This window comes from Salinicoccus siamensis, assembly GCF_055391965.1.
Window position 1 is genome coordinate 1,053,184 of the sequence record NZ_AP043765.1, and the last position, 24,579, is coordinate 1,077,762.

A 24,579-nucleotide genomic window follows, 5' to 3' on the forward strand; every position below is an offset into this window, starting at 1 on the left:
GCGATATTCCTCACCTTCCAAAGCGTAACTCAGCTGCATTTAAAATCGCCTTCTTCTCCTGGTTACTATCGAGCTTGTCAATGATTGTGCGGCGACACGCTCGGTTTATAGGTATTTTAGTTGACAAGTCTGCGAGGTCAATCAGACTCCTGACACTGGAAGCTTCCTGTGAAATCTGCCCCTGTTCTGTCATGGTAACGAGATCAGTATGGAAAAGAGTGATTGCGTCAATGACTGATTCCTCTTGTTGTAAGCTTTGTGCTTTCAGAACTTCAGTCAGTGCCTCTCTCGAGACATAACCGAGTTCGATTACGTTGAACCGGTTGAGTAGCGCTTCATTCATGGGCATTGTTCCGACATATCCGACATTTATCGCGGCAATGACATTAAATCCATCCTTTGCCGTCGTTGTTTCACCTGTTAAAGGGTTGGTAATGGTTCGGCGGTAGTCCAAAGCGGCATTCAATATAGGCAAAACTTCCGGTTTCGCCATATTTATCTCATCTATATAGAGAATTGCCCCTTCATTCATCGCCTGTATGACGGGTCCCGACACGAATACGACTTCCTGCTTGCCATCGATATACTCGATTGTCTTGAAACCAAGCAAAGATTCTATATCTACATCCACTGAACAATTGATGCTGTACATGGAACTATTCATATCTTCAGCTAAATTTTCAGCAAGTCTGGTCTTTCCCGAACCGGTCGGCCCTTTGAGCAGGAGATTTTTATTCAGAGACATTATTATTTTCGAATCTTCATATATGGTTTCATCATTATGGAGAAAACGAATAGCCATTATGATTCCACTTTTTCGAAATATGTCTTGTAATAGCCGCCGACTTTTCCGGAATTATCTATGACGAATATATATTCTTCAGTTTCGTTCACCATTCTATAAGTTTCACCAACAGTCAACATATCAGAAACTTTATATTTTTCGGCATCTGTGTGCACTACCTTTACTGTACCCAAGTCATTTTCGTACCATGTTTCATGTAACATATCAATCTCTCCAGTCATTTTATTTAATATGATTCTAACATAAAAAAGTCAGGCGTCACATGGACGCCTGACACAAAATATATTATCAGCCTTCAAGAAGTAGATCTTCAGGATTTTCTACAAGATCTTTAATCGTTTTCAGGAAACCGACTGCTTCTCTGCCATCAATTATCCGGTGGTCATAGCTTAGTGCGATATACATCATTGGGCGGTTTTCCATATTTTCATCATCTATTGCAACAGGTCGTTTTTGAATGGTATGCATTCCAAGAATGGCTGCTTGAGTACCATTGATGATAGGCGTGGACATCAGTGATCCAAAGACGCCACCGTTTGTTATTGTGAACGAGCCGCCGGTCATATCATCGAGACCCAACTTTTTATTTTGAGCTTTTTTCGCCATATCTGCAATGCCACTCTCTATTTCAGCGAATGTCTTACGATCACAGTCCCTTACGACAGGCACTACAAGCCCTTCTTCAGTCGATACTGCAACACCGATGTCATAGAACTGTTTGAGTACGAGATCGTCTCCATCAATTTCAGCATTTACCGCTGGGTATTTTCTTAGTGCTGCTACTGAAGCTTTAGTGAAGAATGACATGAACCCGAGACGGGTACCATCATGACGTTCTTGAAACTCTTCTTTTTTACGTTTTCTGAGTTCCATCAGATTTGTCATGTCAACTTCATTGAATGTCGTCAACATGGCAGTATTCTGGGAAACTTCCAGCAGACGCTTGGCAATAGTCTGCCTTCTGCGTGAAAGCTTCTCCCTTACTACCGGCTTTTCAGGTTTGCCCGAGTCTTGTGCCTTAGGCTGTTGTGTTTGTTTTGGTGCTTTTTCTTCGGCAGGTTTAATGCCATGGTTCTCGACATCTTGGCTCCTCACCAACCCGCGTGGATCGGCAGCATTGATATCACTGATTGAGATGCCTTTTTCACGTGCCATTTTGCGGGCAGAAGGGGTAGCGACTACATGTTCATCATCAGAAGAAGATTCTGATGTCGCTGGTTCTTCGGATTTTGTCTCTTCTTTGGCAGGCGCTTCTTCTTTCTTTTGTTCTGGTTGAGAATTTTCATCTTCAGAGGAACTCTCTGAAGCTTGTTCATCAGAAGAGTCCGCTTTACCGCTTTCGTCAACTATAGCAATGACTTGTCCGACCTCAACCGTATCCCCTTCTTCAGCTTTCAGTTCAGTAAGGGTACCAGCTTCTTCACTGATCACTTCTACGTTGACTTTATCAGTTTCCAGTTCAAGGATATTTTCACCTTTTTCAACATAGTCGCCTTTTTGTTTTAACCAAGTCGCAATCGTTCCTTCTGTTATGGATTCAGCTAGTTCCGGTACTTTTACTTCAGCCATTTTTTAACCTCCTATTATTTAAAAGCAGTTTCGATTATTTTTTGTTGTATCAGTTTATAGGATTCTCCATCGCCCTCAGCAGGAGATGCCCGTCTCAATCTTCCAATGTAGTTCAATTCCACTTTTTCAGGGAGGACCTCGAGCAATAGTGGCAACGCATAATGGTATGCACCCATATTTTTCGGTTCTTCCTGAACAAACCTCACTTCTTCGAGATTTTTTAGATCATCCAATAGATCTTTCAGCTGTTCGGATGGGAATGGATAAATCTGCTCCAGCCTTACAACAATGGTTTCATCGTCAGGATTATCCTTTTGTTCAGCAAGAAGGTCTACTGCCATTTTTCCGCTTGCAATTAATACTTTTTTAACTTTTGTCTTTTTGTAGGAAGGAATGATTACTTCCCTGAATTGACCTTCAGTGAATGCACTTACCGGCTCACTCACTATTGCGTTGCGGAGCAGGCTTTTTGGTGTCATCAGAACGAGAGGTCTCATCTTATCGGTATCCATGTATTGAGCTTGCTTACGCAATAGGTGGAAATAATTGGATGCGCTGGATAAGTTTGCAACCGTCATATTATTCTCTGCCGCAAGCTGAAGGTACCGCTCGAGTCGTGCTGAAGAGTGTTCCGCGCCCTGACCTTCCTGTCCATGCGGCAAGAAGAGGGTCATGCCGGAAGTTTCTCCCCATTTGGCGTTCCCAGACGATAGGAAATTATCAAATAACACTTGTGCCATGTTTGAAAAGTCACCATACTGTGCTTCCCATATCGTCATAACATTTTTATGTTCAATATTATAGCCATAATCAAAACCGACTACAGCAGCTTCGGATAATGGTGAGTTGTGTATATCGAATGAGGCACTCAGGTCTTCAATATTGTGAAGAGGGACAAGTTCTTCACCACTTTCCGGGTCATGGAGTACCGCATGCCTTTGGGCGAATGTACCCCTTTCGGAGTCTTGTCCTGTCAGACGAATAGGAGTGCCATCCTGGTTGATTGTAGCGAAAGCGAGTGCTTCAGCATGCGCCCAGTCCACGAGATCCTTATCATCCTCAAAAGGTTTTTTGCGGCGGTCCAATACTTTGGAAAGCTTTTTGAACACAGTGAAATTCTCCGGATAATCGAGGAGTGCGTCATTAATCTGTTGGAGCCTATCCCTTGAAATGTTATCTTCAGGGTCGCTGTCTTGACCTTCCATCACCGAGTCGGGAGCTTTGAGGTCACCATCTATATTGGTATCATTTTTATCGATGGCATCGTGTGCCGCTCTCATTTCATCAAATACACTCTGGATAATTTCCTGCTTCTCATCTTCAGAAAGAATATCTTCCTCAACGAGTCTGGAACCGTAAAGCTCTTCAAGAGTTTCCCGCGACTTGACTTCTTTGTAGAGAAGTGGGTTTGTAGCGGATGGTTCGTCCATCTCGTTATGGCCGTATCTTCTATAGCCGATTACATCTATGACGATATCCTTACGGAATTGCTGCCTATATCTCAAGGCGATCTCCATTGCACGCAAGACATGTTCTGGCTTATCCGCATTGACATGTATCACAGGGAGGTCGAAACCAAGTGCAGGGTCTGAAGCATAGACAGTTGACCTTGCATCTGTTTCTTCAGTTGTGAAGCCTATTCTGTTATTCGCAATGATATGCAGGGAACCACCGACTGAATAGCCCTTCAATTTACCCAGGTTGAGTGATTCGTACACAATCCCCTGTCCCGGGAAGGCGGCATCTCCATGGATGATTGCGGCAATTGCTTTGTTGGTATCCTGTTCTGGACGGCCAGCAAGGTTCGTCGCCTCTTGCTGTGCCCTTGTTCTGCCGAGGACTACAGGGCCCGCGACTTCAAGGTGACTTGGGTTGTTGGCGAGGGTGATGCGTTGCTCAAGACCTTTGTCAGAACGCGTTTTAGCGCCGCCAAGGTGATATTTGACATCACGCATCCAACCCTGTGTAATTTCCAGGGAACCATCTTCAGGAAGGAATTTCATGGGATCAGTATGCATGAATTCACTAATCATCATTTCATATGGCTTTTCAAGAATGTGCGTCAGTACATTCAGGCGGCCACGGTGGGCCATACCGATCTGAAGGTTTGGTATTCCCTGCCCTGCCATAAGAGTGAGCAGATGATCAAGCATAGGAACGATGGAGTCAAGGCCTTCAATAGAAAACCTTTTCGCACCAACGAAGTTTTTGTGAATATACTTTTCAAAACCTTCTACTTTAGCCAGCATTTTGAAGAGATGTTTTTTTTCATCATCCGACATTTCAAAATTACGTTGATCTGCAATCATCTCCTTGAACCACTGACGTTCCTCAGTGTCATTGACATGCATGTATTCGTATGCAATCGGTCCAGTGTAAAGGTCATGGAGCTGCATTAATGCTTCATAAGCATTATCGTTGTCATCGCTTAGATATTCACTGACAACGGTAGCAGGCATGTTTTTCAGATCTTCTTCAGTCAGATCGTAATCTTTGAAATCCAAACTTGGCACATTTTTTATATCAGGATCATACACGGGATAGATTTCCGATTTCAAATGTCCAAATAGCCTTATATTGTCGATGAGATGAAGTAGATTCTTCACCTTCTTATGGTCAGTTCCCGAAGAATCGGCAACAGCACCACCCGAGCCGAGATTTTCAAACAGGAATCGCATTTCTTCGCTTACACTGTTTGGGTCTTCCTGATACATTTCATGAAGCTCGAGAAGCATTCCCATGTTAGCGCCGAAACGTACCGGGGCATTCTCAAGTTCTTTCTCCTGCATTTTGCCACACCCTCTTTAGAATCTTTTTAACTTATACAGCTCCATTTTAGCACTATAGAATAAGGTTTTAAAGCCAATAATAAGAGCAAAACATAGAATAAGCTACTTTAGGTCACTTTTTCATATAAAAACGGATTGTTACCTTCGTAAACTGTCCTTCTTCGCTTTCCAGCCAGACATTTCCCCTATAGCTTTCAATAAGCTTTTTCGCGATTGAAAGGCCGAGTCCATTGCCTCCCATTTCTCTACTCCTTGATTTATCCACTCTATAGAACCTATCGAATATGGCTTCGATTTCCTTTTCCGGTATTCCAATGCCATGATCCATGATGACTATGTCAAAATGATCTTCTTTCATTTCTGTAGTAATCATTATGTGACATCTATCTTTATCATATTTTATGGCGTTATCAAGAAATATGACGAGTATCTGTTCGAGGTGGTAGGGGTTGATCATATATTTGATCGGTTCTTCTTCCAAGTCAAGTGTGAAAGTATAATTAGAATGGAGTTTCCTCATAGATTCAACACGGCTTCTGACCTCTTCGTTAATATCTACCTTCTCCATATTCATGTCGGGTTTACCTTCATTTTTTGTCAAGATCAACAGTTCTTCGACCAATTTATTAATCCGTCTCAGTTCGTCGATGGATATGCCCAATGACTCATCAAGAACTTCAGGCTTATGTTTCCCCCATCTGCTTATTAATTTCAAATGCCCCTGGATAATCTGGAGGGGAGTCCGTAGTTCATGACTGGCGTCCTCGACAAATTGTTTCTGTTGATTATAGGATTGTTCCAGTGAATCCATCAGGTGGTTGAATGAATCTATCATATAGTCCGTTTCTTCTGAGTTGGTTGTGATCTTCAGACGTTCAGAAAATCCTTGTTCCTCAATCCGTTTCAATTGGTTCGCAATCTTCCTTATTGGGCGTACCATCCTATTGGAGAAAAAGTAGCTGATGACGGAAGTGAAAAGGATAGACATGAAACCAACTACTGTTGCTATGAACATCATCATGCGAATTACTGAGTTGTATGAATTCAAGGGGTGTATGACTGAAATGTAACCATCCCAATACTGTGAATCAATTTTGGTGCTGCCGATAAGAAAATCTTCCTGATCGATTTCAGATTCCTTTATTTCCCGTTCAGAAACAGCTTCAAAATCAATATCGAGTTTCATCGGTATACCGGTAGTGGCGCTGAAGACTTCCTCGCCACCTTGGGTATAGAGAATCATCTTCTGTCTGTCATATAGGCTTGAATATACTTCATCCTGGCTTATGGTGTTGATCGGCTGCGTTTCATATAAGCTTTCCAATTCTTCAATGCTTCTATCGACTGAACGGTACTCCTGATCCTTCAAATATATACTGGTGAAATATATGAGCATCGAACTGAAGATCAGATAGGTTACTGATATGATCAGAGTAGATAGCCTCAGCCATTTATACTTCAACGATTTCTTATTCATGTCCGTATCACATACCCGACTCCCCTTACAGTTTCAATCAGCTTGTGCTTATTGTAGGGCTTCAATTTATTCCTCAAGTATCTGATGTAGACATCCACTACATTCGTTTCAACTTCACTTTCATATCCCCATACATGGTCTAGAATCGTCTCCCTTTGGAGCACGATACCGGCATTCTTCATCAGCAGATACAGAAGATCATATTCGGTCTTCGTCAATTCGATTGGATTGTCGTCAACGGAGACATGGTGGGCGTCGGAATTTATCTTGATGCCATTGGTACTGAGTATCTCGCTTGCATTCACCTGAGATGGTGAGCGTCTCATAATCACTCTGATTCTTGCGAGGAGCTCCTCGATTTCAAAAGGTTTGACAATATAGTCATCGGCGCCATAATCAAGACCTATGACTTTATCGTATGTCTCCCCTTTTGCGGTGATGATGATGATGGGAGTATCTTTTTCCTTTCTTAGCCTTCTACATACTTCAAGGCCGTTTAATCCGGGCAGCATGAGATCAAGGAGGATACAGTCATAATCATTTTCCATTGCTTTCCTCAACCCATCTTCTCCATCTGAAGATGACGTGACCCCATACCCTTCGTGGGTCAACTCAAGTTCTATAAAACGGGCTAGATTAAGCTCATCCTCGACTACAAGTATTTGTTTCATCGTAATCTTCCTATCATTCTTTTTACATATCATATCACTAATCTTCATTTCTAAGAAAGGATAGCAACAAAAAGTGGTATGGCTGTTTTTCAGCCATACCACTTAGAAAGGATATATAGTTTTTGAAAATGATTAGATTAATAAGGGGGGCTTATTCTCATTGAGAATCATTTTCAATTAAAATTTTATCGTTGTAGACGAGTTCTGTCAAGCTTTTTATGCATAATAAAACTTGTACCTGCCACTACAGCGAGACCTCCGACTATCCCAGCTATTACATCAGTTGGATAGTGTACGCCTAGATAAACTCGTGATGATGAAATCATTATTATAAAAAACGCTCCAAGACTATAAAGTAAGGTCTTGTGATCCAGAGAACTGTTTTTCACCAGAACCATCAACGAGCCAAAAAAAATGGTCGAACCCATTGCATGGCCACTCGGGAAACTGAATCCTGTAATTTCTATCAATCGGAGCATCGAAGGCCTTTCCCTATCAAAGGAATTTTTCAGCACCGGGACAAGTATACTGCTTGAGAGCATGGATATGATCAGAAACAAAGTTGCAAACTTCAATCTATAGAGCATCAATATGGTAATCATCACCACTGATAATATGATCATTGAAAGGACTTCCCCGACTTGGGTAAAGCCAAGCATCAATGCTGTAGTGATGAAACTCTCGGAAGCATAGATGAGTTCGTAAACTTCTTTATCCACCCACCGGCCGACCCGTGATTCATGGAACAGGGCAATGGTGCCGAAAATCAGGACAAATACCATGAAAAGCGAGAATTTCTTTGTGCGGCTCATTAATCCACCTCCTTATCCACCAGCATATCCACCAGGTCCTTTGGACGGAAACCTGCATCAAATTGCTTCATTCTGGCAAGTATCTCATCTTCATCGTCTCGAATGCGGTTCACGGCCTCTTGGAAGGTATCTATGCCGAGACCTTCTTCATCAATGACTTCCGCGTACCCCTTCTCTTTAAAATACTCTGCGTTCTCAACCTGGTCTCCCCGGCTTTGTCCTTTGGGGAGTGGGATGAGAATCATTGGTTTCTCATTCAGTAAAAACTCGTAGATTGCATTGGAGCCACTGCGGCCAACTGCAATCTTGGAAATTTTCATAAGATGCGGCAATTCTTTTTTGACGAATTCAAATTGTTTATAATTCGAATTATCAAGCCCTTCAATGTAGTTACCTCTGCCGCACAGATGAATAATTTGCCATTCATTAGTCAGCACGTCGAGATTCTTCCTGATGAAGTTATTGATTGATTTCGCGCCAAGTGACCCTCCCATCACTATCATTACAGGTTTTTCAGGAGTGAAGCCTGTAAGTTCATATCCAATATCATCATATCCACGTGCCAATTCGTCACGTATTACAGGGCCTAGGTATTCAGTTTTATTTTGTGGTAGGTAGTCTAGGGTCTTTTTGAATGTGACGAAAATCTGTGTGGCAAATTTAACGGCAATTTTATTTGCCAGGCCAGGTGTAATGTCAGACTCATGGATATATACAGGTATGCCGAGTGATCTGGCAGCCAGTACTACAGGCACACTGACAAAGCCACCCTTTGAAAATACAAATTCCACCTTCTCCTTCTTAAGGATTTTTCTGGCGTCACCGATTCCCTTTGCAACGCGCGTTACATCTTTAAGGTTCTCCATTGAAAAATAGCGTCTTAACTTACCACTTGAAATATTGTAATACTTAATCGACGTTGCACCGATTATTTCTTTCTCAATGCCTTTTTTCGAGCCGATGTAGATAGGTTCTATACCCCGGTTTATAAGGCATGGGATCATCAGTTTATTAAGCATAACATGTCCCACAGTGCCGCCGCCGGTAAGGGCAACTTTTCTTTTTTTAAGTTCCATACTTTCCTCCATAACTGTTCTATTGTAATTACTTTAAACTATTTTAACTTGCTGTACAATCAGAAGCCGCATAAACATTATGTTCATACGGCTCCTGGATTATTCTTCTGTATCTTCTTCGTCAGGGGACTCTTCAGAACTTTCTTCTGAATCGTCTTCTTCCGGTTTCTGAATTTCAAGTATTTCCGCATGTTCTTTTGCATACTTTTCGATTTCAGAACGTGTAAACTCACCGTTGATATAATCCACAAGATAATTGAGCTGCGCATCGTTTTCATTGATGTAGGTCCGCAACTCACTCATTATGGCAGTGGCTGTTTCGCCAGTGACGTTGCCTGTCTGATCGAGATCATTATCAGCTTGGAATTTCTTTACTGTTTTCGTCAGCTTCTTATCGTAGGATTCGTCAAAATCGTCCATTGGATATCCAAGGGTATCGAGCGCAACCTTGATGGAAGGAACAGATTCATCAGATATGCCTTCTGTAAAGACTTCATCAGGCCCAAGCATCTCAACCCTATAATAATCAGGGTTCAATAGTCGGATATCCGGTGTGATGCCTTTTTCGTGAATCCAATCGCCTTCTGGCGTAAGCCATTTTGTATCGGTGTACTTGAGAAGGGAATCATCACCGAATTCGATTGTCTGTTGAACGATGCCTTTACCGAACGACTCTGTACCGGCAATTGTGACATCAGTCAGATCGTCCATCGCTCCCGTGAATACTTCGGAGGCACTCGCTGAACCTTCATTAATCAGTATATATAGATTAAAGTCGTCCGTGTTGTCATTTGAAGGCCCAGGGGCTGTAATTTCCTTTCGTTCTCCCCCATTCTCTTCGAGGTAAAGTACAGTTTCCCCTTCATCGACGAATTGGTTGATCATGCCGACTGCCTCATCCAGGAGACCGCCTGGGTTATATCTGAAATCAATGATCAGATCTTCAATATTAGCTTCTGCAGCTTCATTCAATTTAGCTTCGAATTCGTCATTGGTGCCTCTTTGGAACCTGTTTATGCTGATATGACCGACTCCGTCTACCTCTTCATAAGTAACACTATCGATATGGATGGTATCACGGGTGATCGTAATCTCAAATGGGTCCCCTTCATTTCTTGCAAGAGTGAGGGTGACATCCGTACCTTTCTCCCCGCGGATAAGTTGAACTGCTTCTTGCACATTCATACCTTCTACTGGCTCATCGTCAACTGCGAGTATTTCATCGCCCGGCTCCACCCCGGCTTCTTCAGCCGGAGAACCACGCATTGGAGATGTGATGATAATGCGACTGCCTTCCTGCATCACTTCTGCCCCTATACCTTCGAAGTCTCCGCTGACGGATTCCTCGAACGAGGCGATTTCCTCGTTATTCATGTACTCGCTGTATGGATCGTCGAGACCTTCAACCATTCCCTGTATTGATGACTCTATCAGTGCGTTCCTGTCAACATCCTCGTAGTAGTTGTCGGTGATGGTGTCATAGACACTATAGAGTTTGGAAAACTCGCTCCTGGTATCAGTACCTACATTAACTGCTTTTTCATTGCCTGCTTCAAGACTCAACGCAGTAATGACTGCAGAAAGTATGATGGAAGTAAGTATTATGATGAGAAACCAGAAAAAATTGATATTTATATGTTTGCCCCCGACTTTGCGGGAATTATTGGAATCATGCTCTTCTTTCAAAATCTACACCTAATTTCTACTTGAATAATTAAGTAACAGTTTATCAGTTTAAAGATGAAAATTAAACAAATATATGTAAAAAGGAAAGGTCTCGACACCTTTCCTTTCTTTTGGAATTATTTTGCTTTTCCAATGAACGGCAGGCTTGCTTCTAAGGCAACCTCTATCATTTCATTGAAAGAAGTTTGTCTTTCTTCACTTGAGGTTGCTTCACCCGTTAATACGTGATCGGAAACCGTCAGAATGGAAAGCGCCCTGGCGTTGAACTTTTTACTGATTGTAAACAATGCAGTGGATTCCATTTCAAGCGCCAATACTCCATATTCCGCCAACTGTTCAATATTGCCATTCTCGTCATAGAAGGAGTCAGCTGTGAATATATTTCCGACTTTAACATTCATGCCCTTCTTCTGCGCTTCATTATAACTTGAGAGCAGCAATTCGAAATCGGATGTTGGAGCAAAATCGATGTTCTTGAAAAGTTTACGGTTCTGATAGGAATCACCTGATGCACTTTGGGCAAGTATAACATCCCTTACTTTGACATCTTTTTGAATAGCGCCGCAAGTTCCTACACGTATCAGGTTTTTAACGCCATACTCGTCCATAAGCTCGTGGATGTAAATGGAGATCGAAGGTACTCCCATACCAGTCCCCTGGACAGAAATGCGTTTTCCTTTATAGTAACCTGTAAATCCAAGCATGTTACGGACTTCGTTATAGCAAGTGACATCATCCAAGAAGTTCTCGGCGATGTATTTTGCACGCAGTGGATCTCCCGGCAGTAGTATAGTGTCGGCAATATCACCTTTTTTGGCATTGATATGAATACTCATTGTTTTATTGCTCCTTTATCTTAAGTTGTTTTAATGCTGCAACCAGTTGAGGTAATCGTCAAAAGCAGTATCAAAATGCGAAAGCGGCATATCTTCATATGGATTGTTCTCAAGATATTCCGTAACCTCAGAATATTCCGTGGAATATTTCGGGAACATGGGATCGTTTAAGATATGTTCGGCTAAACCTCCGATTGATGAGTTTTCACCTTTCCTTGTTTTCATATACTGGTAGAATGAATGATTCTTCATTACTTGACGGTAGCAGTCACAACTACAGTGTCGGCCCTGTTTAAGTTGGTGACATCCTCAACCTTGAATTCATCCAGCATATCACTATTCGTGATGATGACAGGAGAAATGGTGCTGTTCGCTTCTGATTTTACCAGTTCCATATCGAAAGTGACAAGTGGATCCCCTTTTTCGACGGAATCTCCTTCTGAAACATGTCCTGTGAAGCCTTCACCTTTCATCGCTACGGTCTCAAGACCGATATGGATCAGAACTTCAAGTCCATTGGCAGTTCTGAGCCCAACTGCATGGTTTGTCGGAAATACTTGCATGACCGTCCCGGAAACGGGCGCAACGACTTCGCCGTCGGAAGGTTTGACCCCAAACCCTTCGCCCATCATTTTTTCGGCGAAGACCGGGTCTGGGATATCTTCAAGTTGTATATATTCACCGTTTAACGGACTCGTAATTTCCAATTCCTTCTCAGTGTTGTCTTTTTTACCAAATAGATTTTTGAACATAATTTTACTCTCCTATCAAAATGGATTTGAAATTCAATCGAATAATTTAAGGTATTCACCGTAACCTTTTTCTTCGAGTTCATCTTTCGGTATGAAGTCCATAGCGGCTGAATTGATGCAGTAGCGCAAGCCCCCCAGTTCTTTGGGGCCATCTTCGAAGACATGGCCAAGGTGGCTGTCTGAAGCTTCACTCCTTACTTCTATTCTATGCCTCCCGAAGGAATCATCGAACTTTTCACTTACATCTTCTGAAATTGTTTTGGCAAAACTTGGCCAACCGCAATCGGAAGCGAATTTGTCCCTTGAAGTGAATAACGGTGTGCCTTTCAATTTATCGACATAAAGGCCATCCTCGTAATGATTCCAATATTCATTCTGGAATGGTGGTTCAGTTCCATTCTCTTTCATTACGCTATATTCTTCTGGTGATAGCTCTGATTCATGACGTCCTATTGCCATTTTATTTCATCCCCCAATGCTTTTCGATGAATGCTTTTCTGCCGGAGCCCTTAAAGTATGCATTATAATGGGCACTGTTCGTTTTATAGAAATCCTGATGTTCTTCTTCAGCTCTATAGAAGTTTTTGTAAGGTAAAACAGGTGTTTTTATCGGATCATTGAATATATTCTGCTTGTCCAAATCTGCAATTACAGATTCCGCAATTTCTTTTTGCTTGTCATCATGATAGAAAACTGCCGGTGCATATTGCGGGCCTCTATCACCAAACTGACCTTCTGTATCAGTTGGATCGAAAGTCTGGAAAAAGATATTCAATAGTTTTTCGTAAGACATTACAGTTTCATCAAAATCAATCTGGACAGCCTCGACATGTCCTGTTGTGCCGGTTGAGATTTGCTGGTACGTAGGGTTTTCCACATGTCCATTCGAATAGCCGGACACGACGGAATTGACACCATCAAATTGGTCGAATGGTTTGACCAGGCACCAGAAGCATCCTCCTGCTAGTGTAGCTGTTGACAAATTACTCACCTCTTAATCATTTGTTATTGAAAAGTACCACTCGTCATTCTGGTAATCAATCTTTTCGACTTCCACTTCCATTTTAAAATCCTGCGTTAATGTTTTGGTGTTGATCAATAATGCACGCTCATCATCATCAAAACGGATGCCCTCTGGGAGATCGCTTTGATTTTTGATGATTGAGTAGAACATATCTTGGGTGAGCGGCAGATCGCCAACATCGATATCCTTTACGGCAAAGACGACCTCTTCACCTGTAGAGACGGGTTCAAGATTCAAAGAAGTTTCTATTTCAATGCCAAGTACATCCTGCACAGCCTTAAAATAGATACCCGCTTCACCCACCGAAACCTGAATGGATTCCTCATCGATTGCATCATTGAGGATGGATTGCACTGCTTGATTGGTCATCTTCAATTCTATACCCGATTCTGCTGTGTTATAATTACCATTTTTCTCATCAGGCAGATCATATGAATTGCTGAATGTAATGGCTATCCATATGATGAACAGAATATTGATGGACAGCAGTATTGAGAAGAAAGTCTTCCAAATGTTCAAACCCCAACTCCCCTCCTTCTTCACTTGCGTCTATAGTGCAGGAATTCATAAGGATATCTGTTCTTTTCATTTTGAATCCCCTCAATCTTATCGACCAGTTCCCATTCAGAAGGATCATAATCGGGAAAGAAGGTATCACCAGCGAAGCGCCTGTGAATACGGGTGATGTGCATTTCCTCTACAAGGTGCATCGTCTGATTATAGACGGTGCTACCTCCAAAGATAAATACTTTTCCTTCCAAAGAATTGATTGCATCAGTATGATTGATGACATCAATGCCTTCTGCACTGAAAGTTTCATCGCGCGTCAATACCACATTGCGCCTATTCGGCAGGGGACGCCCCAAGGACTCGAATGTCTTACGTCCCATGACGATTGTATTCCCTTCCGTCAGTTGTTTTACATGTTTAAGGTCTTCGGGAAGATGCCAGGGCATTTTGTTTTTAAAACCAATTACAGATTGGTCGGCGTAAGCGACTATTAAAGATATCATGATTCTCCTCCTAGACGGCTATTGGTGCCTTGATATAAGGGTGGCTTTCGTAGTCGATGACCTCGAAATCTTCATATTCCAGTTCGAACATTGATCTATTGCCTTTTATTTTGATTTTAGGAGGGCTGAAGCTCTCACGGGCGAGCTGTTCATTTACTGCGTCCATATGGTTGGTGTAGATATGTGCATCCCCCAACGTATGGATGAATTCATGTGCCTCCAGACCACACTCCCGTGCGACAAGCTCAAGCAGAAGCGCATAGCTTGCTATATTGAATGGTACGCCTAGGAAAACATCTCCGCTTCTTTGATAGAGCTGCAGGCTCAACTTACCATCGTTTACATAGAATTGGAAGAAGGCATGGCATGGCGGCAATGCCATACCGTCGATTTCGGCAGGATTCCACGCCGTAACGATGTGTCTCCTTGAATCTGGATTCTTTTTGATGCTTTCGACTACATTCTTCAACTGATCCGTAAATGAGCCGTCCGGGCCTTGCCAATGACGCCATTGCTTGCCATAGACATTTCCAAGATCACCGTATTTCTCGGCAAACGCATCATCTTCCAGTATCTTATTTTTAAAACGCGTCATTTCTTTCTTGTATGTTTCATTGAATGATGCATCTTCCAGCGCACGGCGTCCGAAATCGGTCATATCCGGGCCTTCATATTCTGCGGATTCGACCCAATTTTTAAACGCCCACTCGTTCCATATGTTATTGTTGTATTGAAGTAGGAAACGTATGTTCGTATCCCCGCGTATGAACCATATCAATTCTGTTGCAAGCATTTTGAAAAGCACCTTTTTGGTTGTCAGTAGCGGGAATCCCTCTTTAAGGTCAAAGCGCATCTGATGGCCAAACAACGAATAGGTGCCGGTTCCGGTGCGGTCATCCTTGTAGCTGCCCTCGCTTTTGATTTTTCTCATAAGGTCATGGTACGTATCATCAAAAGTATTCATTAGATCCTCCCCTTTTCTTTTTGGACGTCTTTATATATAATATACATTGAATACAGTTAAAATAGTTAAAAATTTATTTGATTTGGGGTGTCGATCATGGAAATATTTATGACGGTCGGTCTCACTCTTCTTGCTCTCTATTTGATGTCGATGAGTATTTTTGAGTAGATCCTATCCAATAAAAACAGGAAAGGCTTGGCCTTTCCTGTTTTTATTTTGAACAATTTTCATCAAACGCTTCCTTCAAGTCCATCATGATGTCATGCACATCCCGGCCCTCGATATTTTCCCGGGGCACGAAATGAACAAGTGCATCCCCTTTGAAAAGGGCCATGGAAGGGCTGGAAGGCGCTTGACCGATGTACTCGCGCATACGTTCAGTCGCTTCCTTGTCCTGGCCGGCGAACACCGTTGCCTTATGATCCGGCTTGATGGGGTTCTGTTCCGCTACAGTTACGGCAGCAGGCCGTGCGAGTCCCGCTGCACAACCACAGACACTGTTTACAACCACAAAGGCGGTTTCATCTTTGCCGATGCCCTTCATGAACCGATCGACTTCTTCTGCTGTAGTAAGATCATTGAAAGCCATGCCAGTCAATTCTTCACGCATCGGACGTGCCATTTCCTTCATGTACTCTTCATAGGCGTTCATATTATCGCTCCCTTTCCTGAATTTGCTTCCATACGCTGCCGAGGGCTTCTTCGCCCTGCTCTATACGGGTGATGGCCATTTCGATCTGCAGTCGTACATCGTACTGCGGATCATCTTTATGCGCCTTCAAATGAGACAGGCTCTCTTCATCGCCGACCTCATATATGAACATTGCTGCACGCCACCTTACGATCGGGCTCTTGTCGCCGAGTAGAGGATAGATATCCGGCAATCCTTCTTCGTATCCAAGGTCACTGTATGCATCACCAGCAGTCCGTCTGACAGGTACGGAACGATCCTGCAAGGCTTTCTTAAGGTAAGGCAGCGTCTCACGCTCCTCAATCATTGCCAGCAGACTCACCGCTTCCCGCCTGATCTGCATCTTTTCATCTTCCAGGGCGATGGATAGGACGGGATAATCATCCTGTGTGGGTGTCTCCATATGATTAAGCAGCCACAGGCGTTCCTTCCAGTTGTCGCGTGCAGTGAATTCGGACTTCTCCACCTTGAAGTAGCGTTTTGGCTCCGGGGCCTTCTTTGTCTTTGCTTCCTCCACCATGGTCTTAAGCACTTCATCGTCATGGAGCGCCTCAAGCTCTTCAGTCAACTCTTCGAAGATTGATTCGGGTTCCCCGTATCTGGTGCCATAGTCCTCCCATTTCCTGAGCATTATGATGTTGTCTTCAGGAAGGGTTGCCGCTTCCACGGCATCGGTGAAACGTTCTGGCAGCTGCCTGCGGTGTTCCTGGCCATCGTTGAGCTTGATCTGGTAGGGTATGCCCTTGAAGGTAAGCACCTGGGCTGAGACGGAGCCAAAAGCATTTTCAGATTCTAGTTTTTTTTTACTTCATCGTCATTATTGGAATCGAAAGTTTGCTCGATCTGAGGAATGAGCGTCTCCCAGTCCGCCTTCGGTGACTTGTCGACCGAGATGAAATTGAGGGCGTGGAAGACGCTTGTGACATCCTCCAATTCAAGTACGCGGTTGATGAACTCAGGTGCCTCATCTGAAACAGCGCGGTAAGTCGATGACTTCATTTCCTTCTTCTCTTCACTCACAGTGATTTTCATTGTATTGGGACTTGGTGTCGGTTCAATTTTTACGATTTCCATTATATATCCTCCTATTGAAGTTTATTGCCATGCGTCCGTATCGAAATGCCGACCGAACACTCATGGATGCAGAAATTATGTGCAGCTGTCCTGCTGCCTTCGGAACGGTTCAATTCTTTGAGAAGGCAGCCATGACAGTACTTTTCTTCTAGATCATTAATTTTTTCAAGTACATCTGTGTTCACTTTTCAACCTCCTCCACTGATTATAACGAAGTTCCTTCCATAACAAAAGGCAGGGCCACACAATCAGTTTTTCCGGTGCCTGAACAGTGCGTCTTTAGCGAGTGCATCAGCGTGTCTATTTTTATTCCTCGGGGTCCAACTGATGATGAACAAAGCCATTTCCCCTAACTTATCTGAAACACTCATAAAATATTTTCGGAACACTTTATTTTTGACGTGGTTTTTATCGAAGCTATCTGCAATGACCTTTGAATCGGTGTGGATGATCAGTGAACGATATCCATGCTCAAGCGCCTTATCTACCGCAAATTCCAAAACCGCCCACTCCGCCTCATGGTTATCCATCTCCCCGAGATAAGCGGTGAATTCTTTTTGTCCAGCGTCATCCTTGAAGACTACAGCGCCGGCAGCAGCCTTCGGGTTGGTGCCGGCTGCTGCATCTATATATACACGTGTCATACAGACCCTCCTAGAGACCGAGCTTCCCTACATATTTTCTGGCGATGGACAGATCATGTGCCAAGAGCACCTGATCGACGTCCTGAAGGGATAGGCGCAGTATGCTCGATTCACTTATCTCCCTTGCGTCAAGCGGGACATCGGTAATGATCTTCGCCAGCTGGTGGGCAATCCTCAAAGATGCCATATCCGCTTCAATCTTCTTTCTCAGTGCTGGTGTCAGGGTGTCGAGATTAGTCAGCATATTGTCTATATTGCCATATTCCCGTATCAGCTTGAATGCGGTTTTCTCACCCACGCCTTTGACGCCTTTATAGCCGTCACTTGCATCCCCCATCAGCGCCTTGACATCGATGAATTGCCGAGGGGTGATGCCATGTTCCAGTATAAAACGCTCTTTTGTATAGTGATGGTACTCGGTATAGCCTTTCTTCGTCAGCCACAGCTCATTCTCTTCATCCAGAAGCTGAAGGAGGTCGCGGTCACCGCTGACCATGACGACATCATCGAACGTGGTCGACAGCGTACCGATGATGTCGTCCGCTTCGTAGCCCCTGATGCCGATTTGGAAGATGCCTAAGTCATCAAATACTTCCTTGATGTGGTCGAATTGCGGAATCAGCTCATCAGGCGGGGCTGTGCGGTTCTTTTTATAGTCTGGATACCAGTCGTTGCGGATCGTCTGTGACCCCATGTCCCATGTGATGATGAGTCGGGTCGGCTGTACGGTTTCAACCAGCTTGAAGACATGGCGCACAACCCCCTGCACGCCGTTGGTCGGCCTGTCGAAGGCACTGTACATGAACTGCTGCCTGAAACTGGTGGCGTAGAAATGACGGAACAGGAGCGCCATGCCGTCTATGATCAGATTTTTATCCTTCAAATTTTGCCATCCTTTCATGCATGGTCGACACACCGGTCTCCACATCGTGATGGCGGATCCATTCCGAGAAGCTGCCGCCATAGAGGCGTACCGGCAAATCCATGCTTTCAAGTACATAATAAGGCGGGGTCGCACTCATGCCCGAGCCGCAATAGACTATGAGTTCCCTGAATTCCGACAGGAAGGGCCTGAGGTGCTCCAGACTGGTTATATTCAAGCGGCCTGATTCAAAGACGTCGGAATACGGGATATTTACAGCGCCTGGTATATGCCCTTTCTTAAAGTCGATCGGCTCCGTGTCACCGAGGTAGCGGTTATGTGCCCTGACGTCGATCAGCAGCACATCATCAATGCCCACAGCATGCTCCACGTCTTCTAGTGTGGCGAGCATCGATACATCTGGAGGCTGTACCTCACGGGATTCATCAACTTCATCCGGGAAGGAAGGCGTGTGCTCCAGTAGCGTGAGGCCGGAATCTTTTAGGTTCTCGCACGCGTCATTCCACAGCATGGCATGGAAACCGTATAGCTGGAATAGATAATAGAGGCGTGTATGAAAGAATGCGTCCTCCTTATCCAACAGAAGCAGTTCGGCATCCGTGTCTTGCTTCAGTGCATCATAAAGTCCGCCTACCACTGAGCCCGGTGGTATGGGATGACGCCCTTCATTTAGGCCTTCTGATGTGAACATCCATGGCTTTTGGGGAATATGGAGGCCTAGATATGGTGTGTCTGCCACCATCGCGGCGGATGCATCTAGATCATCCATGACATTACGGCAATCGATGGGCATGAACTGTGTGCCACGTAGATTATTGTCGGTACTGTCGATAATCATTTTTTAATCTCCTTTATGCCTTCTCAGTTGTTCGAAAAGTGCCTGGTCTTCTTCATAGTCCGTTTCGCTGATATCAGCAAGCGGTTCATTCAATGCGTGTGAGACAGTGGTGAGTTCATCGTCCAAAACGGCGTCTTTGGCTGTCAGATACTCATCTGCCATCTGCACTAGCTCCTTTTTTAGCGCCTCGAAATCGATGGAGCCGACAATCGCCTCGGACAGCTCGAGTAGCAGGCTCCTGAATGCTTTAGGTTGGCTTCTCGATTTATGCAGCGCTTTTTGATGGTCCAACAGGACTTGCGGTTTGATGCGCAGTTCCGGCTGTGGCCTCGGCACACGGCCGTCTTCAATACGGCTGGCGATCATGGCTTTGCCCAAGTCTTCGTTGATGGCTGTCAAGGACTGCATCAGCTCGGCATCAGCCTTGTGGTAGACTGCGTTGAAACTTGTGGCAAGTTCAAGTCCAAGGTGCTGGTTGATGTCATTGGAGAGCGCCGTCAGATTGTCAGCGATGAAATTCCGTTCTTTTATGTCCGCAGCCGATATCAAGTATTTCAAGTAATCGTAGAGTTTAAGCTTCAGCTGCTTTTCAGTATGGGAGAGGATGATGTCAATCTCCTGCTGCAGGGTATGTGCAAATTGCTGTGCACTGTAGTCGGCAAGCGTTTCAAGGAGACGACGCCGAAGCGTTTCAATGCGATCCTTTTCCTCATTCTGATTGTGGTACCGTCGCATATTGGAAGCCACTGCTTCTTCCAGCTGGTTGGCCGTTTCCCTAAGCGACTGATACTGCATGCCTATGGCATTATTGTTGGCAATCTCGGTGATTTCCGCCTTGGCCGCTTCAAACTGAGCATTATGGGACGTCACTGCTTGTTTGCTCGAGACCGGGAATACTTTATGGCTGATCTCGAGGTGATCAAGCGACTCGTGGGTATAGTCCATGACTTTTTCCAAGTCTGCCTCGGTCCGCATCAGATCCACCGCATTGATGATGAAGATGATCGGGAAGGCGCTGCCTTTTATCGATTTTATATACTGTAGGAAGCGCTCATCGGAACGGCTGAAGACATGATTGTAGTAGGAGACGTATATGATCATATCACTGTCTGAGATGATGTGGTGCGTCTCCTCTGTATGGCGTTCGTTGATCGAGTTGATGCCTGGTGAATCGACGATGGAAAAGCGCTGTGTCAATTCATTATCGACGGCCAGATATGCCTTATGGATGAAGATCGCTTCTTCGTCTGCACTGATCTTTTCTATAAGTTTATCTTCGGACATGCTGATTTCCTTGCCCAGATCATCACGATGGGCGTCGTAATGCGTCAATATGCCGTTTAGGAACGGAATGTAGGCTTCTTTGACATTATTTTTATGGCGTTTGATCCAAGGGATGAAATCAGTGATGGACTGACCCTCCTGATTGGTGATCACTTGAAGCGACTGGACGATATCCGCTTCTGTCTTATAGAGTGCCCGCGACTCGCCCACGTTCGATATCTCAGTGATTGTCGCGGTGGTCGGATTCGGGCTTGCAGCCAGTCGGGCCTGACCCATCAATGCATTGATGAACGTCGTTTTGCCGGCGCTGAAGCCACCGAAGACGCTGATGTTGACTTTACCGTCATGGATGCGTTTGAGCTTCTCGTTGATTATTGCAGCGAACTCCGCATAGCGCGGATGCGGTTTTAGGATCTTCAGGAGATATTCGAACTGATCGATGTCCATGTTTTGTGGTGCAGGTGCTTCATACCCTCTCGATTCGGGGCGCTCCGTTTCGGTTCGGGCCACATCACGGCTCACCGCTTCCGTCAGTTCAAGCTTGTCGGTCTCGTCGTCCAGATGGATATAGAAATGCCTGTAGTTGGCAGTGCCTAGGGACTCCTTCAAGGCAAGCAATGCCGCCAGATGTTTCGCATCATCAATCTCATCCGAATGGTCTTCAGTCCGTGTCCCTTCAGTGGCTGCGGATAATGTGGCGGCATGCGCCAATGCAGATGTGGTGACGTCTTTTTCAATCCTGGCTTTCAACTTGTCCAAATAGTTCATGATGTACTGGGAAGAAAGGGTGGTGATGTCTTCCTCAGACAGCAGTTCATCATTCCAAATGTACCGGAAAGGCGCCCCTTCTAGAGTGAGCGTATCAAAGAAGGCATTCACCGGGGCGTTTATTTCAGATTGGATGACGGGTTGAATCTCCTCACCGATCTTTGTGCGCTGGGACTCATATAGTGACTGGTACTTCTTTTGCTTGCCAAAGAACCCCCCTGGTTTGATGTCGCCGGATAATACCTTCAAAAATTCGGTGATCGCGGACTTCACGGGGTGGGGATATAGATAGCTGTCCTTTGCGATTGCCTTCACTTTATCCTGTATATGTGTCTTCAACTGGTCTGGGTCGGAGTGAAGTGCTGCAATCCTGTTCTGGTCATCTTCCTTTTCGAGATAATCGATATGGTCCTCTACACCCTCTTTCTGGACACCTTCTTCAAGTCCCAGGCGCTCCTGTAGAGAAGAGATCTGGTCATCCAGATAATACAGTTGACGGCTTTCGATATTGTCTACAATACGTTCATGGTACGCCGCCTCATATGCCCCGCGGTGCGATTCGACTTGTGAGATGTGCGCAGCCAGCGCCTTTACATCATTATGCGGGGAATCATAGATGGAAGTTGTAAACACTTTCTCCGGCATGATGCGCCATTGGCTCAATGTCTTTTTGATGCGTGCGATGAAGGTGTCCATGGCCAGTTCCCCATCGTCATGCTTATCGATCTGGTTGATGATCAGGGAGAACGGGATGTTCATCTCTGAAATCTCTTTTAGCAGCCTTAGATTATGTTCGCTTTCGACGTGATTGTATTCGACTGTAAAGAAGATGTAGTCACTGTTCAGCAGGAAGCGGTTGGCACTGTCTTCATGACTGTCGGTTCTTGAATCGACACCCGGCGTATCCTGGAAGACCGTCTTTTCCTTGAATACTGGATGGGCTACTTTCATCGAGATCGACGCAATGTCCAAGTCACCCGTGTTCAACTCCCTGAGCGCGCTGTAGTCTTCCAGTGGAATGTATCTATATTGGTCGATGAAGGCCTGGATCTCCTCCGCTTCACCGATTTCCACCGATACGGTGTTGCTTGTGGTCGGCACTGGCGATGAAGGCAGGATATCGCGGTCAAGAAGATGATTGACCAAACTGGATTTCCCTGCAGAGAAATGACCGATGAATGAAAATACAAGCTGGCCCCTATAAGTTTTCATAATGGCATGGTCAATCTGTGACACCAGAAATGCATTGTCGGACTTCAGAATCTCTTTACGTAGTTTATACAGGGTTTCAAGGGTAGCGGTTCCAGACAATTATTCATTCCCCCGCTTTCCCCAATATTGGAAGTACGTGGTCTCTATATAGCCGTTGAACAGTTTACGGCGCTTCGTCGCACGCTTCCCTACTATATGTTCGAACATTTTATTTGAAGTCATCAGATAGACGCTCAGCGTCGGGTCGGCAACCATCATATCGCCAAGCCGTCTGTACATCTCTTCGACTTCTTTTGCCTCCCCGATGCGTTCGCCGTAAGGTGGATTGGTCACCAGTTGGGCATCTTCATCTTCAATCTCAAAATCATGGATATCGGACACCAGGAATTCAATATCATCTTGCAGGCCGACTTCTAAGGCATTATCCTTAGCGACTGATATCATTTCAGGATCGATATCAGCGGCGATGATTTTGATGTCCCGCTCATAAAGGGCCGCTTCTTCTAACTCCATACGCATATTCTGCCAATCCGCCTCCGGGATGATGTCCCATTTTTCAGCATCAAAAGTACGGTTCGAACCGGGTGCGATATTGAGCGCCATCAACGCGGCTTCAATCACGATCGTACCAGAACCGGCAAAGGGGTCTATCAAAGTTTTCGAGCCGTCATAATTGGCCAGTTTGAGCATGGTAGCGGCCAACGTTTCTTTGATCGGCGCCTCCCCCTGCCCCGTACGGTAGCCGCGTTTATGGAGGGCATCGCCACTTGTGTCGATGGTCAGCACTGCCCGGTCTTTCAGTATGGCGATATCCACCTTGTATCTCGGGCCATTTTCAGGCAGCTTGCCTTTAATGTTGAATGCTTCTTTAAGATGTTCGACGATGGCTTTTTTCACGATGCGTTGTACGTCGGGTACACTGTACAGCGTCGATTTATGGGAACGGCCTGTAACGGGGAACGCAGCCGCTGGACCGAGGATGTCCGACCATGGCAATGCCTTCGTCTGTTCAAAAAGATCGTCGAAGGATGTCGTTTCAAAATCCCCGACTATGATGCGGATACGGTCGGCTGTGCGCATCATCAAGTTCGTCCGGATGATGGCCGTTTCATCGCCCTCAAAATAGACACGTCCATTTTCGAGTGTCGCAGGATAGCCAAGCGCCTCTATTTCATCGGCGACGACCTTCTCTACGCCCATTGGTGTGTTTGCCAGCAGTTTGAATTGCATCTAAAAACCCTCTCTTTTTTTATGTATGACCCATAATCTATAAAATAAAAGCCCCCCATTTCGTAATGGAGAGCGTGTCTAGTCCGGTGTCTCTGTAAGCCATGTTCTGTACCACCGTGCTGTCATGTGCACTAGTTACACTCGCACAGTGGTGATAATCATCTGTCTATACTACAAAGTAGTATCTCTCCGCCGGTTGAATTCCCATTGGAAAGTGCTCCTACCAAATTTGGATTGCTCACTCGAGGGGTTTACCGCGTTCCACCTCCTGCATTTCTGCAGAAGCTACGTCACTGTGGCACATTTATGACTACCGGGACCATATTCTCACTTAGGCCCTGTCGTCGCCGTCAGCCTTAAGCTGCCCTGACTTATTATTTCGTCAGGCACGAACACTACACTCATCTCAGAAGTGTGTGAGCATGGACTTTCCTCTATGCATCAGAGTGCATAGCGATTATCCGAGACATACCGGTTCGAA

24 protein-coding genes, 1 other RNA gene and 1 pseudogene are annotated in these 24,579 nt (G+C 44.9%); all 26 read right to left on the reverse strand.

From position 1 onward, the window contains the following. Positions 1 to 10 precede the first annotated feature (10 nt). The 26 genes and pseudogenes from ACZ5LF_RS05440 to rnpB all read right to left on the reverse strand — a co-directional run bounded on the left by ACZ5LF_RS05440 (position 11) and on the right by rnpB (position 24,567). Positions 11 to 802, reverse strand: coding sequence for an ATP-binding protein (locus ACZ5LF_RS05440; protein WP_344703059.1), 792 nt, complete (start codon positions 800 to 802; stop codon positions 11 to 13). Beyond that, the gene (locus ACZ5LF_RS05445) at positions 802 to 1,008 is read right to left on the reverse strand and encodes a DUF6501 family protein (RefSeq protein WP_380569457.1); all 207 of its coding nucleotides are present in this window, start codon (positions 1,006 to 1,008) and stop codon (positions 802 to 804) included. Before ACZ5LF_RS05445 ends, ACZ5LF_RS05440 begins: the two co-directional genes overlap by 1 nt. A gap of 85 nt (positions 1,009 to 1,093) precedes the next feature. Next, positions 1,094 to 2,374 carry a 2-oxoglutarate dehydrogenase complex dihydrolipoyllysine-residue succinyltransferase gene (gene odhB / locus ACZ5LF_RS05450; protein WP_380569458.1) on the reverse strand — a complete coding sequence of 427 codons (1,281 nt, stop codon included), beginning with the start codon at positions 2,372 to 2,374 and terminating at the stop codon, positions 1,094 to 1,096. 14 nt (positions 2,375 to 2,388) lie between these two features. After that, complete coding sequence (locus ACZ5LF_RS05455) at positions 2,389 to 5,163, reverse strand: 2-oxoglutarate dehydrogenase E1 component (protein ID WP_380569459.1); 2,775 nt, start codon at positions 5,161 to 5,163, stop codon at positions 2,389 to 2,391. A 112-nt stretch (positions 5,164 to 5,275) separates the two neighbouring features. After that, positions 5,276 to 6,640, reverse strand: coding sequence for a HAMP domain-containing sensor histidine kinase (locus ACZ5LF_RS05460; protein WP_380569460.1), 1,365 nt, complete (start codon positions 6,638 to 6,640; stop codon positions 5,276 to 5,278). Further along, a complete protein-coding gene (locus ACZ5LF_RS05465; RefSeq protein WP_380569461.1) occupies positions 6,637 to 7,311 on the reverse strand; it encodes a response regulator transcription factor in 675 nt (224 codons plus the stop codon). The genes ACZ5LF_RS05460 and ACZ5LF_RS05465 overlap by 4 nt, the downstream gene beginning before the upstream one ends. Positions 7,312 to 7,496: 185 nt before the next feature. Next, positions 7,497 to 8,123, reverse strand: a complete 627-nt coding sequence (locus ACZ5LF_RS05470; protein ID WP_380569462.1) for a phosphatase PAP2 family protein — start codon at positions 8,121 to 8,123, stop codon at positions 7,497 to 7,499. Then, positions 8,123 to 9,199 carry an undecaprenyldiphospho-muramoylpentapeptide beta-N-acetylglucosaminyltransferase gene (locus ACZ5LF_RS05475; RefSeq protein ID WP_380569463.1) on the reverse strand — a complete coding sequence of 359 codons (1,077 nt, stop codon included), beginning with the start codon at positions 9,197 to 9,199 and terminating at the stop codon, positions 8,123 to 8,125. The genes ACZ5LF_RS05470 and ACZ5LF_RS05475 overlap by 1 nt, the downstream gene beginning before the upstream one ends. Before the next feature lie 99 nt (positions 9,200 to 9,298). Continuing rightward, positions 9,299 to 10,885, reverse strand: coding sequence for a S41 family peptidase (locus tag ACZ5LF_RS05480; protein ID WP_380569464.1), 1,587 nt, complete (start codon positions 10,883 to 10,885; stop codon positions 9,299 to 9,301). 116 nt (positions 10,886 to 11,001) lie between these two features. Next, positions 11,002 to 11,721 carry a purine-nucleoside phosphorylase gene (gene deoD / locus ACZ5LF_RS05485; RefSeq protein ID WP_380569465.1) on the reverse strand — a complete coding sequence of 240 codons (720 nt, stop codon included), beginning with the start codon at positions 11,719 to 11,721 and terminating at the stop codon, positions 11,002 to 11,004. Between the two features lie 30 nt (positions 11,722 to 11,751). Beyond that, on the reverse strand, positions 11,752 to 11,973 hold the full coding sequence (locus ACZ5LF_RS05490) for a YozE family protein (RefSeq protein WP_380569466.1): 222 nt from the start codon (positions 11,971 to 11,973) through the stop codon (positions 11,752 to 11,754). Further along, positions 11,973 to 12,473: a PTS sugar transporter subunit IIA gene (locus ACZ5LF_RS05495; RefSeq protein WP_380569467.1), complete on the reverse strand. Its 501-nt coding sequence runs from the start codon at positions 12,471 to 12,473 to the stop codon at positions 11,973 to 11,975. Before ACZ5LF_RS05495 ends, ACZ5LF_RS05490 begins: the two co-directional genes overlap by 1 nt. A 33-nt stretch (positions 12,474 to 12,506) precedes the next feature. After that, complete coding sequence (gene msrB, locus ACZ5LF_RS05500; RefSeq protein ID WP_380569468.1) at positions 12,507 to 12,932, reverse strand: peptide-methionine (R)-S-oxide reductase MsrB; 426 nt, start codon at positions 12,930 to 12,932, stop codon at positions 12,507 to 12,509. Position 12,933: 1 nt separating this feature from the next. Continuing rightward, positions 12,934 to 13,455, reverse strand: a complete 522-nt coding sequence (gene msrA / locus ACZ5LF_RS05505) for a peptide-methionine (S)-S-oxide reductase MsrA (RefSeq protein WP_380569469.1) — start codon at positions 13,453 to 13,455, stop codon at positions 12,934 to 12,936. Between the two features lie 12 nt (positions 13,456 to 13,467). Further along, positions 13,468 to 14,016: a DUF2140 family protein gene (locus ACZ5LF_RS05510; protein WP_380569470.1), complete on the reverse strand. Its 549-nt coding sequence runs from the start codon at positions 14,014 to 14,016 to the stop codon at positions 13,468 to 13,470. Between the two features lie 20 nt (positions 14,017 to 14,036). Next, on the reverse strand, positions 14,037 to 14,513 hold the full coding sequence (locus ACZ5LF_RS05515; RefSeq protein ID WP_380569625.1) for a dihydrofolate reductase: 477 nt from the start codon (positions 14,511 to 14,513) through the stop codon (positions 14,037 to 14,039). Between the two features lie 7 nt (positions 14,514 to 14,520). Further along, positions 14,521 to 15,474 (reverse strand): thymidylate synthase, encoded by a 954-nt coding sequence (locus ACZ5LF_RS05520; protein ID WP_380569471.1) that lies wholly within the window; start codon positions 15,472 to 15,474, stop codon positions 14,521 to 14,523. A 211-nt stretch (positions 15,475 to 15,685) separates the two neighbouring features. Beyond that, a complete protein-coding gene (locus ACZ5LF_RS05525) occupies positions 15,686 to 16,126 on the reverse strand; it encodes a BrxA/BrxB family bacilliredoxin (protein ID WP_380569472.1) in 441 nt (146 codons plus the stop codon). Between the two features lies 1 nt (position 16,127). Beyond that, positions 16,128 to 17,239: pseudogene (locus tag ACZ5LF_RS05530) on the reverse strand (conserved virulence factor C family protein). Between the two features lie 11 nt (positions 17,240 to 17,250). Beyond that, a complete protein-coding gene (locus ACZ5LF_RS05535; RefSeq protein ID WP_380569473.1) occupies positions 17,251 to 17,424 on the reverse strand; it encodes a zinc-finger domain-containing protein in 174 nt (57 codons plus the stop codon). Positions 17,425 to 17,487: 63 nt separating this feature from the next. Next, a complete protein-coding gene (locus ACZ5LF_RS05540) occupies positions 17,488 to 17,883 on the reverse strand; it encodes a ribonuclease HI family protein (protein ID WP_380569474.1) in 396 nt (131 codons plus the stop codon). A gap of 10 nt (positions 17,884 to 17,893) precedes the next feature. After that, a complete protein-coding gene (locus tag ACZ5LF_RS05545) occupies positions 17,894 to 18,766 on the reverse strand; it encodes a 5'-3' exonuclease (RefSeq protein ID WP_380569475.1) in 873 nt (290 codons plus the stop codon). After that, a complete protein-coding gene (locus tag ACZ5LF_RS05550) occupies positions 18,756 to 19,604 on the reverse strand; it encodes a sulfurtransferase (RefSeq protein WP_380569476.1) in 849 nt (282 codons plus the stop codon). Before ACZ5LF_RS05550 ends, ACZ5LF_RS05545 begins: the two co-directional genes overlap by 11 nt. 3 nt (positions 19,605 to 19,607) lie before the next feature. After that, complete coding sequence (locus ACZ5LF_RS05555; RefSeq protein WP_380569477.1) at positions 19,608 to 22,967, reverse strand: dynamin family protein; 3,360 nt, start codon at positions 22,965 to 22,967, stop codon at positions 19,608 to 19,610. Next, positions 22,968 to 24,098, reverse strand: coding sequence for a THUMP domain-containing class I SAM-dependent RNA methyltransferase (locus ACZ5LF_RS05560; protein WP_380569478.1), 1,131 nt, complete (start codon positions 24,096 to 24,098; stop codon positions 22,968 to 22,970). Positions 24,099 to 24,188: 90 nt separating this feature from the next. Further along, an RNA gene (gene rnpB, locus ACZ5LF_RS05565) (RNase P RNA component class B) lies at positions 24,189 to 24,567 on the reverse strand. Positions 24,568 to 24,579 lie beyond the last annotated feature (12 nt).

Excerpts from the sequence above, each read along its gene's own strand:
- ACZ5LF_RS05440 (WP_344703059.1), bottom strand. The coding sequence starts at position 802 with ATGGCTATTCGTTTTCTCCATAATGATGAAACCATATATGAAGATTCG.
- ACZ5LF_RS05445 (WP_380569457.1), bottom strand. The coding sequence starts at position 1,008 with ATGTTACATGAAACATGGTACGAAAATGACTTGGGTACAGTAAAGGTA.
- odhB (WP_380569458.1), bottom strand. The coding sequence starts at position 2,374 with ATGGCTGAAGTAAAAGTACCGGAACTAGCTGAATCCATAACAGAAGGA.
- ACZ5LF_RS05455 (WP_380569459.1), bottom strand. The coding sequence starts at position 5,163 with ATGCAGGAGAAAGAACTTGAGAATGCCCCGGTACGTTTCGGCGCTAAC.
- ACZ5LF_RS05460 (WP_380569460.1), bottom strand. The coding sequence starts at position 6,640 with ATGAATAAGAAATCGTTGAAGTATAAATGGCTGAGGCTATCTACTCTG.
- ACZ5LF_RS05465 (WP_380569461.1), bottom strand. The coding sequence starts at position 7,311 with ATGAAACAAATACTTGTAGTCGAGGATGAGCTTAATCTAGCCCGTTTT.
- ACZ5LF_RS05470 (WP_380569462.1), bottom strand. The coding sequence starts at position 8,123 with ATGAGCCGCACAAAGAAATTCTCGCTTTTCATGGTATTTGTCCTGATT.
- ACZ5LF_RS05475 (WP_380569463.1), bottom strand. The coding sequence starts at position 9,199 with ATGGAACTTAAAAAAAGAAAAGTTGCCCTTACCGGCGGCGGCACTGTG.
- deoD (WP_380569465.1), bottom strand. The coding sequence starts at position 11,721 with ATGAGTATTCATATCAATGCCAAAAAAGGTGATATTGCCGACACTATA.
- ACZ5LF_RS05490 (WP_380569466.1), bottom strand. The coding sequence starts at position 11,973 with ATGAAGAATCATTCATTCTACCAGTATATGAAAACAAGGAAAGGTGAA.
- ACZ5LF_RS05495 (WP_380569467.1), bottom strand. The coding sequence starts at position 12,473 with ATGTTCAAAAATCTATTTGGTAAAAAAGACAACACTGAGAAGGAATTG.
- msrB (WP_380569468.1), bottom strand. The coding sequence starts at position 12,932 with ATGGCAATAGGACGTCATGAATCAGAGCTATCACCAGAAGAATATAGC.
- ACZ5LF_RS05520 (WP_380569471.1), bottom strand. The coding sequence starts at position 15,474 with ATGAATACTTTTGATGATACGTACCATGACCTTATGAGAAAAATCAAA.
- ACZ5LF_RS05525 (WP_380569472.1), bottom strand. The coding sequence starts at position 16,126 with ATGAACGCCTATGAAGAGTACATGAAGGAAATGGCACGTCCGATGCGT.
- ACZ5LF_RS05540 (WP_380569474.1), bottom strand. The coding sequence starts at position 17,883 with ATGACACGTGTATATATAGATGCAGCAGCCGGCACCAACCCGAAGGCT.
- ACZ5LF_RS05550 (WP_380569476.1), bottom strand. The coding sequence starts at position 19,604 with ATGATTATCGACAGTACCGACAATAATCTACGTGGCACACAGTTCATG.
- ACZ5LF_RS05560 (WP_380569478.1), bottom strand. The coding sequence starts at position 24,098 with ATGCAATTCAAACTGCTGGCAAACACACCAATGGGCGTAGAGAAGGTC.